The 15,398-nt window shown below is 64.6% G+C and carries 11 protein-coding genes and 1 pseudogene; 3 read left to right on the top strand and 9 right to left on the bottom strand.

The genetic code is table 11. From position 1 onward, the window contains the following. Window positions 1-2: 2 nt before the first annotated feature. Window positions 3-2,273, bottom strand: a complete 2,271-nt coding sequence (locus LK440_RS02825; RefSeq protein WP_005015527.1) for an arginine/lysine/ornithine decarboxylase — start codon at window positions 2,271-2,273, stop codon at window positions 3-5. A gap of 213 nt (window positions 2,274-2,486) precedes the next feature. Then, window positions 2,487-2,936, bottom strand: coding sequence for a hypothetical protein (locus LK440_RS02820; protein WP_005015528.1), 450 nt, complete (start codon window positions 2,934-2,936; stop codon window positions 2,487-2,489). Between the two features lie 82 nt (window positions 2,937-3,018). Here LK440_RS02820 and LK440_RS02815 point away from each other — a divergent pair, with 82 nt between their 5' ends. Then, a complete protein-coding gene (locus tag LK440_RS02815) occupies window positions 3,019-3,528 on the top strand; it encodes a GNAT family N-acetyltransferase (RefSeq protein WP_005015529.1) in 510 nt (169 codons plus the stop codon). Here the strand turns inward: LK440_RS02815 and dcd are convergent, their stop codons facing one another. From dcd to apbC, 4 genes are all read right to left on the bottom strand, one after another. Continuing rightward, complete coding sequence (dcd, locus tag LK440_RS02810) at window positions 3,529-4,092, bottom strand: dCTP deaminase (protein ID WP_005015532.1); 564 nt, start codon at window positions 4,090-4,092, stop codon at window positions 3,529-3,531. It lies immediately after the preceding gene. 70 nt (window positions 4,093-4,162) lie between these two features. Then, the gene (locus LK440_RS02805; protein ID WP_005019934.1) at window positions 4,163-7,816 is read right to left on the bottom strand and encodes a translocation/assembly module TamB domain-containing protein; all 3,654 of its coding nucleotides are present in this window, start codon (window positions 7,814-7,816) and stop codon (window positions 4,163-4,165) included. Beyond that, window positions 7,813-9,723, bottom strand: a complete 1,911-nt coding sequence (locus tag LK440_RS02800; protein ID WP_005015534.1) for an autotransporter assembly complex protein TamA — start codon at window positions 9,721-9,723, stop codon at window positions 7,813-7,815. Before LK440_RS02800 ends, LK440_RS02805 begins: the two co-directional genes overlap by 4 nt. Before the next feature lie 3 nt (window positions 9,724-9,726). Next, window positions 9,727-10,821: an iron-sulfur cluster carrier protein ApbC gene (apbC, locus tag LK440_RS02795; RefSeq protein WP_005015537.1), complete on the bottom strand. Its 1,095-nt coding sequence runs from the start codon at window positions 10,819-10,821 to the stop codon at window positions 9,727-9,729. 102 nt (window positions 10,822-10,923) lie between these two features. Between apbC and LK440_RS02790 the strand changes: the two genes are divergently transcribed. Both LK440_RS02790 and metG read left to right on the top strand, forming a co-directional pair. Further along, window positions 10,924-11,196: a hypothetical protein gene (locus tag LK440_RS02790; protein WP_005015540.1), complete on the top strand. Its 273-nt coding sequence runs from the start codon at window positions 10,924-10,926 to the stop codon at window positions 11,194-11,196. 198 nt (window positions 11,197-11,394) lie between these two features. Further along, window positions 11,395-13,470 (top strand): methionine--tRNA ligase, encoded by a 2,076-nt coding sequence (metG, locus tag LK440_RS02785; protein ID WP_005015542.1) that lies wholly within the window; start codon window positions 11,395-11,397, stop codon window positions 13,468-13,470. A 34-nt stretch (window positions 13,471-13,504) separates the two neighbouring features. Here metG and LK440_RS02780 read toward each other — a convergent pair. The 3 genes and pseudogenes from LK440_RS02780 to LK440_RS02770 all read right to left on the bottom strand — a co-directional run bounded on the left by LK440_RS02780 (window position 13,505) and on the right by LK440_RS02770 (window position 15,371). Next, window positions 13,505-14,235, bottom strand: a pseudogene (locus LK440_RS02780) (sulfurtransferase). A gap of 43 nt (window positions 14,236-14,278) precedes the next feature. Then, window positions 14,279-14,773: an META domain-containing protein gene (locus LK440_RS02775; RefSeq protein ID WP_005015548.1), complete on the bottom strand. Its 495-nt coding sequence runs from the start codon at window positions 14,771-14,773 to the stop codon at window positions 14,279-14,281. 73 nt (window positions 14,774-14,846) lie between these two features. After that, window positions 14,847-15,371 (bottom strand): META domain-containing protein, encoded by a 525-nt coding sequence (locus LK440_RS02770; protein ID WP_005015550.1) that lies wholly within the window; start codon window positions 15,369-15,371, stop codon window positions 14,847-14,849. Between the last annotated feature and the right edge of the window lie 27 nt (window positions 15,372-15,398).

The raw sequence follows: 15,398 nt of genomic DNA, 5'->3' as shown, positions 1-15,398 counted from the left end.
CCTCAGGCAGCGTCGCTCTCTTTGAGGCAATCCACGTAATAGCGTTTGGCGCCATCCGGACCGACGTCCTGGGCCAGACCGTGGATATAGGTTTCGAAACCCGGGAAGCGCTCATTGAACTCACGCGCGAACTGCAGGTATTGCACAATCGTGCGATTGAACCGTTCGCCCGGAATCAGCAGCGGGATGCCCGGCGGATACGGCGTGAGCAGCACGCCGGTGACCCGGCCTTCGAGCTGATCGATCTCGACACGCTCGACCTGGCGATGCGCCATGCGCGCAAAGGCATCCGAGGGCTTGAGCGCCGGGACCATATCGCTCAGGTACATCTCAGTGGTCAGACGCGCCACATCGCGCGCACGATAGGCCTCATGGATGACCTGGCACAGATCGCGCAGGCCCAGGCGTTCGTACTGCCGGTGTTCACGGCAGAAATCCGGCAGGATGCGCCACAAGGGCTGGTTGCGGTCGTAGTCGTCCTTGAACTGCTGCAAGGCGGTCAGCAGCGTGTTCCAACGACCCTTGGTGATGCCGATGGTAAAGAGGATGAAGAAGGAATACAGACCCGTCTTCTCGACCACCACACCGTGCTCGGTCAAGTACTTGGACACCAGCGCGGCCGGTATACCGGTCTCGCCGAAGCTGCCTGACATGTCCAGCCCCGGCGTGATGATGGTGGCCTTGATCGGATCGAGCATGTTGAAGTCTTCGGCCAAATCGCCAAAGCCATGCCAGTGATCGTTGGCTTCCAGAATCCACTCGTTGCGATTGCCGATGCCTTCGGATACCAGGCGATTCGGGCCCCAGACCTTGAACCACCAATCGTTCTTGCCGTACTCGGATTCGACCTTGCGCATGGCACGGCGAAAGTCCAGCGCCTCGCGGATGCTTTCTTCGACCAGCGCCGTGCCCCCCGGGGGCTCCATCATGGCCGCGGCCACGTCACACGACGCAATGATGGCGTACTGCGGCGACGTCGAGGTATGCATCAGATACGCTTCGTTAAACACATTCCGGTCCAGTTTGCGCGACTCCGACTCCTGCACGATGATCTGCGAGGCCTGCGAAATGCCGGCCAACAGCTTGTGCGTGGAGTGGGTGGCAAAGACCATCGCGTCCTGGTTGCGCGGACGATCCTGGCCAATGGCGTGCATATCCTGGTAGCACTCGTGGAAGGCCGCATGCGGCAGCCAGGCTTCGTCAAAATGCAACGTGTCCACGTAGCTGCCCAGCTTTTCCTTGATCATCTCGACGTTGTAGATCACGCCGTCATACGTGCTCTGCGTGAGCGTCAGGATGCGCGGATTCTTGTTGACGGCCTCGCGCGCAAAGGGATTGGCCTCGATCTTCTTGCGGATGTTCTCGGGGTCGAACTCAGCCAGCGGAATCGGCCCGATGATGCCCAGGTGATTGCGCGTGGGGCGCAGAAACACCGGGATCGCGCCCGTCATGGTGATCGCGTGCAGGATGGACTTGTGACAATTGCGGTCCACCACGACGACGTCGCCGGCGGCCACGTTGGCGTGCCAGACGATCTTGTTGGACGTCGAGGTGCCGTTGGTCACGAAAAAGCAATGGTCGGCATGGAAGATGCGCGCCGCATTGACTTCCGACTCGGCCACCGGGCCGGTGTGGTCCAGCAACTGGCCCAGTTCGTCCACGGCGTTGCAGACGTCGGCGCGCAGCATGTTTTCGCCGAAAAACTGGTGGAACATCTGCCCCACCGGACTTTTCAGAAAGGCCACGCCGCCGGAGTGACCCGGGCAGTGCCATGAGTACGAGCCATCCTGCGCGTACTTGACCAGCTCGCGAAAAAACGGCGGCGGCAGGCTGTCCACATAGCTGCGCGCTTCGCGGATGATGTGGCGCGCCACGAACTCGGGCGTGTCCTCGAACATGTGAATGAAACCATGCAGCTCGCGCAGGATGTCATTCGGGATGTGCTCGGACGTCCGAGTCTCGCCGTACAGATAAATAGGGATGTCGGCGTTGCGAAACCGCAGCTCACCGATGAAGGTGCGCAGATTCTTGATCGCGCTAGCCACATCCTCGGGAGAATCCACATCGAACTCTTCATCGTCGATCGACAGAATGAAAGCGCTCGCGCGGCTTTGCTGCTGAGCAAAGGAGCTCAGGTCGCAATAACTGGTCACGCCGATGACTTCCACGCCCTCGGCCTCGATGGCCGACGCCAGGGCACGTACCCCCAACCCCGAGGCGTTCTCGGAGCGGTAGTCTTCGTCGATGATGAATATGGGGAAGCGAAATTTCATGCGGGCGCTCCTGGGGCGGGCAAGGCAAAACGGACGCGAGTGTACTTCGGGACACCCGCCTGAAATAGTCAGACGGGCGCGAGGCCGGCGATTCGGGAGGGATTGTAGGACGGATTCCTAGCAGCACGGATGACAGATCCGAAATTGCATGGCCCTCGCCGCCGAACTGGAGCCCCACAGGGGGCCCGTGTCGGCCGACATGCGAGGTCCGCGTCAACGCAGGGTCGCCGGAGCAGCCGCTGACACAGCAGCCTCGTAGCGGCGGTAAAACGCCAACAGCGGCTCGTCCTCCTTGCCGCTTAACGTTCGCTCAACGCGCGAAATGCCACATAGGCAGACGTCAAAGTCGGGCTGGCCCGTAACCAGCACGACGAGGTCGTCGTTGTCGCAGACCTCATACTGCCCGCCGTGGCTGCGCCGGGCAACTTCGTACAGATAGGCCGCCATGCCCACGCGCTGCATGGGCGTGAGGCTGAATTCACCGGCGCGCACCTGAGCGGCAACACTGTCGAGCAGCGCAACGCTGGCCGGCAGGTAATCGAAACGGGAGGCATCCGGCAGCGCTGCCAGAAAATCGGCGGCGGCGGCGTTGACGCGCTCGCCGAACTCGGCTTGAACTTCCGGATTAGGTTCGGGCGCTTGCTTCTTGAAGAAACCAAACATCGGGCGACTCCTGCATTCGGGTATCTTCCATTATAGGAAGCCGCAGGGCGGCGCAGCGCTGCCCTCTCGCAAAGGATGATCGATGCAAACGTTCACGATACGCCAGCTCACGCCGCAGGATGCTTCAGAATTCAAGTCGCTGCGACTGGCCGCCCTATGCGAGGCGCCCGAGGCGTTTGAATCAAGTTACGAAGAAGAGCAGCTTGTCACGGTGCCCGACTGGGCGCGCAAGCTCGAGCCCAGCGCCGCGCGGACCGTCTTTGGCGCCTGGGACGGCAGCCGGCTGGTGGGCTGTGCGGGGTTGATGCGCATGGGCACGCTGAAACAAATGCACAAGGCCGTGATATGGGGCATATACGTTGCGCCCGCGCAACGCAACCATGGGCTGGGACGCCGTCTGCTGGGCGCCGCGCTGCAGCAGGCGGCCGGCTGGACGGATGTCCGTCAAGTGTTGCTGACGGTAGCCCAGGGCAATCCGGCTGCGCTGCGGCTGTACGAATCCCTGGGTTTTACCGCCTACGGATGCGAACCGGCCGCGCTGCGGGTAGGCGGCCGCTATCTCGATGAGACGCTGATGATCAAGCGCTTGTGATCAGGTCCGCGGCAGGGTGACGCCGCGCTGGCCCTGATACTTGCCGCCCCGGTCACGATAAGAGGTTTCGCAGACCTCGTCGCTTTCCAGAAAGAGCATCTGGGCGCACCCCTCGCCGGCATAGATCTTGGCAGGCAGCGGCGTGGTGTTGGAAAACTCCAGCGTCACGTGTCCTTCCCATTCCGGCTCCAGAGGGGTGACATTGACGATGATGCCGCAACGCGCGTAGGTGCTCTTGCCCAGGCAGATGGTCAGGATGCTGCGCGGGATACGGAAATACTCCACCGTGCGCGCCAGGGCGAACGAGTTGGGCGGGATGATGCACACATCGCCCTTGAAGTCCACGAAGGAGCCCTCGTCGAAATTCTTGGGATCGACGATGGTGGAATTGATGTTGGTGAAGATCTTGAACTCGTCGGCGCAACGCACGTCGTAGCCGTAGCTGCTCGTGCCATAGCTGACGATGCGGCCGCCGTTCGCGGTGCGCACCTGGCCAGCCTCGAACGGTTCTATCATGCCGCCCTCGGCCGCGCGGCGGATCCAGCGGTCGCTTTTGATGCTCATGAACGGGTACCCCTATGCAATGAGCGGTATTTTATCGCGTCGCCGCCAGGACCTGGGAGCAGGCCCTGGCTTACTCACCCACCACCCACCGGTAGATGAGTTCGATGCCGTTGACCGAGCCGCCCTTCAGATCCAAAGACAGTCCTTGCGCCAACCGGTAACTCGCTCGGCCCACGGTCTCGCTGCCGGCCATGGCCTGCTCCACGCTCAACGTGATGCCGTTGGCGAAATTCTTGCTCGCCACCAGGAATTGCGTGGCCAGGTCCGCATCGGCGTCGCGGTTGACGGAGCTGGCCACCGTGCGATCCGGCAGCAGGCTGCCCGAGCTGCCGATGGCGCCGGTGCGCATGCTGACGTCGTCCAGACCGAACTGCTTATACAAAGGCTCACCGCCCCCCAGCAAGGCCGTGCCGATAGACAACAGCAGCGCGGTATCGCCGCCGCCGGCATCAGGACCACGCCCGAGCACCAACCAGGAAAGCTTTTCGACGTCACTGACGTCCGGATAAGAGACCAGATCGATGCGCGGCCGCTGGGCGGTACCGGTGACCCGCACGCCCGCCTCTACCGCCTCGCCCGTGCGCAAGGCCACGATGTCCAGGATGGGGTTGTCCAGCCGGCCCTGGAAGGTCAGCGTCCCCCGCCGCAGGCGCAACCTCTGCCCGTACGCCTCGATGCCACCGGCGCGCGTGTGCAACGCCCCCAGGCCGGTGAGGCGGCCGCCCTGCATGAGGATCTGCATATTGCCGACCAGCCCCGCTTCCAGCCCCATACCGGTGATGTAAAACCGCGGCCCCATATCGACCTTCAGGTCCATCTGCACCTGGATGGGCGTGCCGGCCTTCTGGTCCTGGCCGGGACGGACCACGCGCACGTCATCGTCCAGGGAGGGTACCCCCTGAAGAATTTCCAGGCTGACCCAGCCCGCATCTGCCGTAATGTCGCCGTCGATGGTAATGCGCGGCAGGGCGATATCGATGTCCACCCGCCCGCTGACCATGGCGTAGCGATCCGAACGCTGCAACGCGGGGAAGCGATACAACGTGACGCCGATACGCCCTGCCATACTGGTCAGGTTCCACTCGCCCTTGGCCTCGGCATATCCGCCTTTGGCTTGGGGGTTGGTGGTGATCCACTCCTTGGTCCGCCACTCGTCGGGCATCACGCGCAGCACGGCAGGAAAACGCAGCGAATCCAACACCAGGCGATCGCCCACCAAGCGGGCACGCAACGTGCCATCGACCAGGCGCACGCCGTCGTCAATGCGCACCACCCGCAGCTTGTCGCCGTCGATCGTGCCGTTGGCATTCCAGCCGCCGGCCAGGCTGCCGTCGACGCGAGCCTGGGCCCGCAATGCGCCGCCAACCTCCAGCGTATCGCCCACGAACAGGCTTAACCAGGTCAGGTCGGCGATATCGGCGCTCAGATCGGCGCGGATGGGCTGTCGAGGCTCCAGCGCCAAGCCCTTGAGCTGGGTCGTGGCGGTGGCCGTCAGATGGCCCATTTTTTCGGTGTTCAGGTCCAGCGTCGCATCGATCCGGCTGGCATCCCCCTGAGCCGCCGTAGCGGTGACATCGAGCTGCAGCGTCTTCAAGCCCAACGGCACGGGAGGGTCGCCCGGGATGCGCAGATCGCCGCTGCGCCGCGCCAGTCGGGCCCGCCCCGACAGCGCCCCGGCATATTTCAGATCCCAGGAAAAATCCAGCGCGATCCGCCGCTGCTCATCGGAAATCACGGCGTTGACCCGGTTGGCCTGGGCGTTTTTGTTCTCCTGACCCAAGGCGGTCATGAGCTGGCGCAGCATGGTGGCGCGTAGCTCGAAATTGTCGGCTCGTCCTGCTGTCTCCCAGCGACCTGCCCCCCCGCGCGAGCCCGCGTGCGACAGCGACAGGCGCTGCTTGTCCGGAAAGGTGGCCTGCAGGTCGGCTGCCCCGACCTGCCATTGCCATGCCGGGGCAGCGGCTTCAGGCTGATATGCCAGTGAGAGCATGCCGGGCACGGCCAGCGTAAAGCCCGCCGTCTGCGCCGACAGACCAGAGATCCGGCCGCGCCAGCCGGCCAGCCCATCCTGTTCAGCCCAGCCGCCCTCGAACTCCAGCTTGGCCTGAACCGGTGCGTCGCCCAGCCGGCGTGGCTGCGGTTTGGGCGGCGTGTAGCGCGCGTCCACCTTCCCTTTATGGCGGCTTAATTCGCCATCCACGTCGGCCTTGAGTACCACACCGCCTCCTGGCAGATCTGGCCAGAAGGCGGCCAGATCAGGCGCCTGGACGTCGAGCGACAGCGTGGCGCGGACGTCCTGCAAGGCGCCGTGCGCATGCAGGCGGTTTTTACCCAGCGTGAGATCCATCTCCAGTTGGGGCACGCTCAACCCCGGCGGCAGGCCCGGCGCGAAAACGGCCGAGCCCTCCTGGCTGCGCACCTGCGCCGCCAGCGTCCCAGCCAAGGGCTGTTTGTTCCAGCGGCTATCGGGCGCGATCCGCAGTTGCAGATCGGCCGAGCGCAAGTCGCTCAGATCCTGCACCTGAACCTGAATATCGGCCTGCGCGCTCAACACGGCCGCAGGAAGCCAGTCTCCCAGCAGCCGCTTGAGATCCAGCCGGTCGGAGACCACATGCGCCTGGATGTGATCGGGCGCGCCTGGCTCGCTGGCCGACTCCCAATCCAGCACCGCGCGCAGGCCCGAACCATCGTCACGTTTGAGCTCCAGCCGCGCATCGCGCAGCGGAAAGCTCGCCATGGGTTCAAGCGCTGCCTGCGCGTCGATCACCAGGCCCGCGCCGCTGCCTTGCAACGTCACCGCCAATTGTTCCAGCGTACCTTCTGCCTGTAGCGACAGCGAGATCGGGCAAAGCTGCCGCACCGCCTCCCGCCAGCGCTCGCGCCGCAAGTCGGCCTCGAGCGCATCGAGCTCCTTGCCCCCCAGCGCGCTGGCCGCCCCCTGTACCACCTCGGGACGGGTGACCAGGTAAGCCCCTTGCTGAGCTGCGCGCGCGGCGTCGTCCTGCGTCTTCTGGCTGGCTTTCAGGTCGCCAATTTCCATGCAGAACGTGGCGTCCGGGCGAGCGGCGGCAATGCGCGCCTCCAGGCGCGCGGCCAACGGCCAGGGCGCGGCCAGTTTCTGCACATCGAGCAAACCCGTGAGCCGCACCCGGCCCTCGGGGTGATCCACCCGTAAACTTTGAATATCCAGCCGCGCGGCCGCTTCACGCTGCACATGCAGCGCCAAGGCGATATCGTGCAGGCTGACTGGCAGGGGCTGGCCTGCGCGGGTCAGCGCGAACTCGCCCACGGCCAGCCGGTCGACGTCGATGGACACGGGCAGGGATAGCGCGTCGGGCATGCCGCCCGAAGCAGCCTGGGTGCTGCTCTGCGGGGCGGTTGGCGGCAAACCGACAGCCAGACGGTCCGCGGTCAACGCCCGCACATAAGCGCGGCGGTGACCCAGTTCGCTCCAATCGATATCGAGCCAGAGATTGCTGGCCTCGATACGGGTGTCAGCCACCGTCACGTCGAGCCGGCCCACGCGCAGGCCCTTGAGCACCGACCCCTCGATGTGCTGGACCTCGCCACCGGCCATCTGCACGGCGGCGTTCAGCAACACGCGGCTGCCGGTCTGCGACGCCACCAGCCAGAATACGAAAGAGGCCACGACAGCGGCCAGAATGGCCAGGCCCGGCAACCACCAGATAAGCAGATGCCGCAAAACGGCGCGCAGCTTCGTCAAAACGCGATCCCCAGCGAAAAATGCAGGCGCAGGTCATGTTCGCGCTGCCCGTAGGCCACGTCCAGAAACAAGGGGCCCGCCGGTGTGCGCACGCGCGCTCCCACCCCATAGCCGACCGCGATGTCCATGCCGCCGAACGACTCTGCCGCATCGCCGGCATCGACGAAAAAGCCCACGCCCCAGCGCTCATTGAAATAATGGTCGTACTCCACGCTGGCCACGGCCAACGTGGGTGCGCCGACCGTGGCGTCATCCTGTTTGAGGCCGATGCTCTGGTAACGATATCCACGAATGGAGCGCGCCCCCCCAGTGCGGAAACCGAAGTCATCCGGCACCCGGGTCTTGGCGTTGGACCAGACCCGGCCCACCTCGCCACGCAGGGTCAGCACGTCACGCTCGCCGACAGGCCACCACTTCTGGCCTCGCAGGCGCAATCGCAGAAACGGGTCGCCACTATCGAGCACCGTGCCGACGCCGCCACCCACGGCGACCAGATTCCCTTCGCGCGGGTCGTATTTGCTGTCAACGTCACGCCGCAACCAGTCGGCCGTCACGGTGGCGGTGGGCAGGTCATACGTGTCGCCCCCGTCGATCTGCACATGATCGTGCGCCAGCAGGGCCCCCCAACGGGTCTCGTACTCGACGCGGCTGTCGCCGGCGCCTTTGCGCTCCTGAGTGCGCGTAAAGCCTAGCGCGTAACGCGTGACTTCCAGACCCTGGATGTCCGATCGCTGCGCCAACACCCCGACGGCGTCGCGCCGGCCCCGGCTGTCGGGCGGCAGGTTGAAATCCAGAAACGCGCGCTGGCGCAAACGGTCGACGCCGAAGCCGGTCTCCATCGTCACCGGCTGCCCGAAGACGACGTTCTGCCGATAGAGCGTCTCGAAGCGCGCGCCGGCCGTATCGTCGAACCCCACCGCCACGGCGGCGCGTTTGGCCGGTGCCTCGACCACGCGAACGTCCACGGGCAGTGTCACCTCGCCATCCGGGTCGTAGACCGCCGCAGGCGCGGCGCCGGGCGCGCCCGAGACCTTGGCATCACCCGAGGGCTGGACGGCGGCCAGGCCGCTCGAGCCCGGCGCGCGCGCCTTGACGTCACCATCAGGCGTGTTGCCGACCGGCGCATCGGAAAGCTGGCCGCCCGAGCGGCGCAGCGACACGAACGCCCCCCGGAAAAACGCCGTCGACTGCAATTCCTGCTGCCAGTCGTCGAGCTGGTCCTGGTTGTATGGCTCGCCCTCGCTATAACGGACATACCGCGTGATGAGGCTTTCCGGCACCCGCTTCAGGCCCTGGGTCTGCAACTGGCCCAGCCGTACCAGCGGGCCGCTATCGATCGTCACCGACAGCGCCACTTCGGCCGTATCCGCCTGGACTTCCGCCTGCGATTCGGTCATCGTGGCCAGCAGGAAATCCCGCGAAGACACGCTATCGAGCAGATGCGCCTTGGCTTTGTTCCAGTCCCCATTGATGAAGGGTTGGCCGGGCTTCAGACTCCAGGCCTGGCGCCATTGCTCGACGCGCGCGGCGTACTCGGGTCGCAGCACCCTGCCCGTGAAATTCAGGTCGACCGAGCGGATGACCGCGCGCGGGCCGGCCTGGATGGAGATATCCCAGGTGTCGCCGCCCACATCGGTGCCCGGCGCCAACGTGACCTGGGCCGTGAAATAGCCTTGCGTGGCCAGTGCCGCGACAGTCGCGTCGCGCGCGCGGCGCCGCAGGCGGGTGATTTCGCCGCCATCCTGATCTTCTGCCAGACGAGCGATGGCATCGACAGCCTCGGTGATCACCGTCAGCGCCTGCGGCGTGACACCGCCCGGATCGATGATGATCTCCGGACGGCTGGCATATGCCTGCACAGACCACGCCAGGACTGCCAGGGCAAGGGCGGCGCGATACTTCTGCATGCCTTAAGAAGGCCGCTGCGGCTGGACCACGACGCCGGGCATCTTGCCCGCCATATCCTTGGGCAAGGCGGCCACCTGGGCGGCCACCTTGCGGGCGATCGCGCGATACAGGCCGGCCGCCTCGCCTTGCGGGTCGGCCACGACGGTGGGCGTGCCCGAGTCGGTCTGTTCACGGATGGCCAGCGTCAGGGGCAGGCTACCCAGCCAGGGCACCTCGTACTGCGCCGCCATACGCTGCCCGCCGCCTTCGCCAAAAATAGGCTCGGCATGGCCACATTGCGTGCAGATGTGGATCGCCATGTTCTCGACCACCCCCAGGATCGGCACCTCGACCTTCTGGAACATGCGCAAACCCTTGCGCGCATCCAGCAGAGCGACGTCCTGCGGTGTCGTGACGATGACCGCCCCGACCACCGGCACTTTCTGCGCCAGGGTCAGCGCGACGTCGCCGGTGCCCGGCGGCATGTCGACGATGAGATAGTCCAGGTCGCGCCAATTGGTCTGGCGCAGCAACTGCTCCAGCGCCTGCGTGACCATTGGCCCGCGCCAGATGGCCGGCGAGTCGGCGTCGATCAGAAAACCGATGGAATTGGCCTGGATGCCATGGCCGACGAGCGGCTCCATGGATTTGTTGTCCAGACTTTCAGGCCGCCCCGAAATGCCCAGCATGGTGGGGATGCTGGGGCCGTAAATGTCGGCATCGAGCACGCCGACGCTGGCGCCTTCGGCAGCCAGCGACAGGGCCAGGTTCACCGACGTGGTGCTTTTGCCCACGCCGCCTTTGCCCGACGCCACGGCAATGATGTTGCGCACGTTGGGCAGGGGCTTGAGCCCGCGCTGCACCGCGTGCGGCTGCACACGCACCGCCACGGCGATCTCGGCCTGGGTCACACCCGCGCCAGCCAGCGCCGAACGGGCCAGTTCTGCCAATTGCGCCTGTGCTTCACGCCCCGGATAGCCTTGCTCGATCAGGACGCGGACCAGACCGCCTTCGATCTGAATATCACGATCTTTTACAGAAGATCCCAGGGGCAGGCCGGTGTTGGGGTCGGAAACAGTGCGCAGGACGCCGCGGATTTGGTCTATCGTTATACTCATGTCACTATGATTTCAGAGGCGCTGCGGGAAATACGTCAGCCGTTACCCACAAGGATAGCGGATGCGGCGGAACCTTTTGCCCTGTTTTTACATCCTAATTTCATGACCAACGCTCTCATCCGCTTTCTTCGCGCCATTCCCGTCATCGTGCTGGGCTTGATCGGCATGCTGATGGCGCTGGTCTTCATGGCCTCCACGGCGATCGCCCTGGGCATTCTGTACATGGTGGCCAAGGTGCGCGGCAAACCTTTCGGGGTGCGCGCCTACTGGAGCCAGCGCCAGGCCGGCCGACCCTTTCAGGCCCAGCCGCCCTTTGCCGCGGCACCGGCTCGCGGCGGCGACGTCATCGACGTCGAGGCCCGCGAGATCCGTTAACCACCGCCTCGGCCCAGGTCCGCCGCGCAGGCGCTGCCCGGCGCCGCGCCTGCGCCTGGCGCGTACCGTTTACTATGTCCCTTTTGGCGGCAGACCCTTGCCGGTCTGGCCGCCCGCCCGCGCCTGCGGCGCCTGGCTCTAAAATAGCCAGCTTCTGCCCTGCAGACCAACCGCCCTCATCCCACCGTCAAATCCGTCATGTCACGCACGCTATTTGTCACTACTGCACTTCCCTACGCCAACGGTTCCTTTCACATCGGCCACATCATGGAGTACATCCAGGCCGACATCTGGGTCCGTTCGATGCGTATGGCGGGCAATACCGTGCATTTCGTGGGTGCTGACGATGCGCACGGCGCGCCCATCATGCTCAAGGCCGAGAAAGAAGGCATCAGCCCTCAGCAACTCGTCGCCCGCTACGCCGCCGAGCGGCCCCGCTACCTGGACGGCTTCCATGTGCGCTTTGACCATTGGCACACGACCGACTCGGCCGAAAACGTCGCCCTCTCGCATGAGATCTATGGCGCGCTCAAGGCCGCCGGCTTGATCGAGACGCGCTCGATCGAACAGTTTTTCGATCCGGTCAAGGGCATGTTCCTGGCGGACCGCTACATCAAGGGCGAATGCCCGCGCTGCCATGCCAAGGATCAGTACGGCGACTCCTGCGAGGTCTGCGGCGCGGTCTACGCTCCGACCGAACTGATTCAGCCCTACTCTGCCCTGACCGGTGCCACGCCGGTACTCAAGACCTCGGATCACTTCTTTTTCAAGCTGTCCGACCCGCGCTGCGTGGAGTTTCTGCAGCAGTGGACCACGGGCAGCAACCGCAACGGCACCAAGCACCTGCAAAGCGAAGTCCAGGCCAAGACGCGCGAATGGCTGGGCACCGACGATGGCCAGGCCAAGCTGGGCGATTGGGACATCTCGCGCGATGCCCCCTATTTCGGCATCGAGATCCCCGACGCGCCAGGCAAGTATTTCTATGTGTGGCTGGACGCGCCGGTGGGCTACCTCGCCTCGCTGAAATCGTATTGCACCAAGACGGGTCTGGACTTCGATGCGCTGCTCGACCCGGCCGGGCCGACCGAGCAAGTGCACTTCATCGGCAAGGACATCATTTACTTCCATGCGCTGTTCTGGCCCGCCATGCTGAAGTTCGCCGGCCGCAAGACGCCCGACGCGCTGAATGTGCATGGTTTCATCACCGTAAGCGGTGAAAAAATGTCCAAAAGCCGTGGCACGGGTATTTCGCCGCTGCGCTACCTGGAAGTGGGCATGGATGCCGAATGGCTGCGCTATTACATGGCCGCCAAGCTCAACGCCCGCGTCGAGGACATGGACTTCAATCCGGAAGACTTCATCGCCCGCGTCAACAGCGACCTGGTCGGTAAATACGTCAACATTGCCAGCCGCGCAGCCAATTTCATCACACGCCATTTCGACGGCAAGCTTGCCTACGTGGGCGATACCGCGGCGCTGTCGGCCGAATTTGCGCAGCAGGCCGAGTCCATCCGCGCTGCGCTGGAAGGCCGCGAGTACAACCGCGCGATCCGCGAAATCATGGCCTATGCCGACGGCATCAACCAGGCCTTCGACGCCGCCCAGCCCTGGGTTCTGGCCAAGAATTACGCCGACGCCGATGCATCGCGCCGCGCTCAGTTGCAGGATGTGTGTTCGCGCGCGTTGGCCGGTTTCAAGGCCTTGTCGGTCATGCTGGCGCCGGTGCTGCCGGCATTGGCCGCACGGGTGGCGCGCGAGCTGTTTGGCGCACCACGCGACTTCGTGTGGACCGACGCGGCCGAACTGCCCTCGCAGGTCGCGCCTTTTAAGCACTTGATGCAACGCGTCGATCCAAAGATGCTCGATGCGCTATTCGAAGCGCCTGCCGCACCACCCGAACCGGCCGCCACGCCGGGAGGCGAAGCGCTAGCCGAAACCATTTCCATCGACGACTTCGCCAAGGTCGATCTGCGCATCGCCAAGATCATCAACTGCGAAGAAGTCGAAGGCTCGACCAAGCTGCTGCGCCTGACACTGGATGCCGGCGAGGGGCGTCACCGCAACGTGTTCTCGGGGATCAAGTCCGCCTACACGCCGGCAGACCTCATTGGCAAACTGACGGTGCTGGTGGCCAATCTGGCCCCGCGCAAGATGAAGTTCGGCGTCTCGGAGGGCATGGTGCTGGCCGCCAGCCATGCCGACGAGAAGGTCGATGCCGGCATTTATGTGCTGGAGCCCTGGCCCGGTGCGCAACCGGGCATGCGCATCCACTGATGCCGACAAGCGCCGTAGCTCGCGGCGCTTTTTTTCAGGCCAGCGGCTTGAGCGCCGGATCCAGCGCTACCCGCTCATCGAAGACGAAGCAGGCCCGTCATAACCGGGCCCCCCGGTTTCTTCAAAGTACTTCAGGATGCCGCCTTCGAGCTGATAGACATGCTCGATGCCGATCTCGCCCATGAAGATGGCGGCCTTCTCGCAGCGGATGCCACCGGTACAGAAACTGACGACGGTCTTGCCTTCTAACTCGGCACGATGCTCACGCACCGCATCAGGAAACTGCGTGAAGCGCTCGATACGCCAGTCAATGGCGTTGCGAAACGTGCCGACATCGACCTCGAACGCATTACGGGTGTCGAGCATGACGACTTCGCGGCCGGCATCGTCACGCCCCTGTTCCAGCCAGCGCGCCAGCGTTGGCGCATCCACGCTGGGCGCGCGGCCGGCCTCGGGCCGGATGGTCGGGTGATCCATACGGATGATCTCGCGCTTGAGCTTGACCAGCATGCGGCCAAACGGCACGGTCTGCGAGAGGCTGAACTTGACTTCAAGGTCGGCAAAGCGCGCATCCTGGCGCAGACTGTCCAGAAAGCTGTCGATCGCCGCCTGCGTGCCGGCCAGGAAAAGATTAATGCCTTCCGGCGCCAACAGAATCGTGCCCTTGAGGGCCAGAGCCTGCGTCTGCGCCAGCAGCGACTCACGCAACTCGGCGGCGTCAGTCAGGCTGACGAATTTATAGGCGGCAATATCAACGATGGACATGGTTACAGCAGAAGGGACGCGGACGATCGGAAGGCAACGGTGATTAACGGCGGGCAAAGTCCAGCACATCCCCTGTCGACAGGGTCAGGCTCATGCGCGCGGGGTTGCCCACATTGTCGAACTGCGTTTTTGTGACGCGCGTCAGGCCAGCCAGATACTCCTGTTCCAGTTCCATATTGGCTGCCGGGCAAGCCATGCGGGTCGACACCGGAGTGTCTTGCAGCAACAGCGAACCGTTGGCGACGACGTATTGCGCAGAGTAGTTGTTGCAACCGCAAAAACCCGTCGCCTGCCCTCTGTCGGCCTGGCGGGTAAACGTCAGCGTGATGGGGCGCTCGTTGCTGTGCGCGTGCGGAACCGGGCGCAAGGCGCCGCCAGGCAGGGTCCAGCGCGCCAGCTCCCAGGTGGTCTGCGCCAGGACATCGGATTGCTGCCCGGGCTGCTGACCCACGATAGGCGGCGCGACGGGGCGCGACGCGCAGGCGGCAAGACTGAGAGCGAGCATCAACGGCCCCAGCGGGCGCAAGGAAACGGGCATGACTGCCTCCAACGAGTGCTGACCGGAAAAACCGGCTAAAGCGCTATTTTAGGCCTGCCCAGCCTCGTCTGCCTCAGGGCGTCGGAGGATCTTTACGCCGCGTGAAATCGAGCACATCGCCCGATGCCACATTGAACGTCAGATGCCGCGGCGCCCCGCTGGCGTCCAGCGTAAACGACCGGATATCGGCCAAGGCGCGCAGGTAGTCGGCCTCGAGCTGGGCCCGGCGCGGGTCGGGGCAGGCCATGCGCGTGGAGGCCGGCGCGGTGATGGTCAGTTTGCCGGCTTCCAGCTTGTACGTCGCGCTGTAGCGATTGCACCCTGCAAACCCTTGCGCCACGTAACGTTTGCCATCGGCCAGGAAGGTCAGCGAGATGGGTTCGCCGTTGTCACCGTGCGCAAGGTTACGCGGGTTGCCCAGGGCATCGACCCAACTGGTGAGCTCCCAGCGGGTTTGCGCCAGCGAATCCGCGCTGGTCGTGGCATTGGCTGCGGCGGCCCCTTCCGGGCGCGCCTGACCCGTGTGCGTGGCGCAACCCGCCGCCGCCACCAGCACCCCCGCGCACACCATGGCTCGAGGGATGGAAATCACAGACATCGCACGTTCTCCGTCAAAGGCTCATCG

Source organism: Bordetella holmesii, assembly GCF_020735985.1.
GTDB classification, from domain to species: Bacteria; Pseudomonadota; Gammaproteobacteria; order Burkholderiales; family Burkholderiaceae_B; genus Bordetella; species Bordetella holmesii.
The sequence above is the reverse complement of the archived record's forward strand: the minus strand, read 5'-3'. Positions and strand labels throughout refer to the sequence as shown.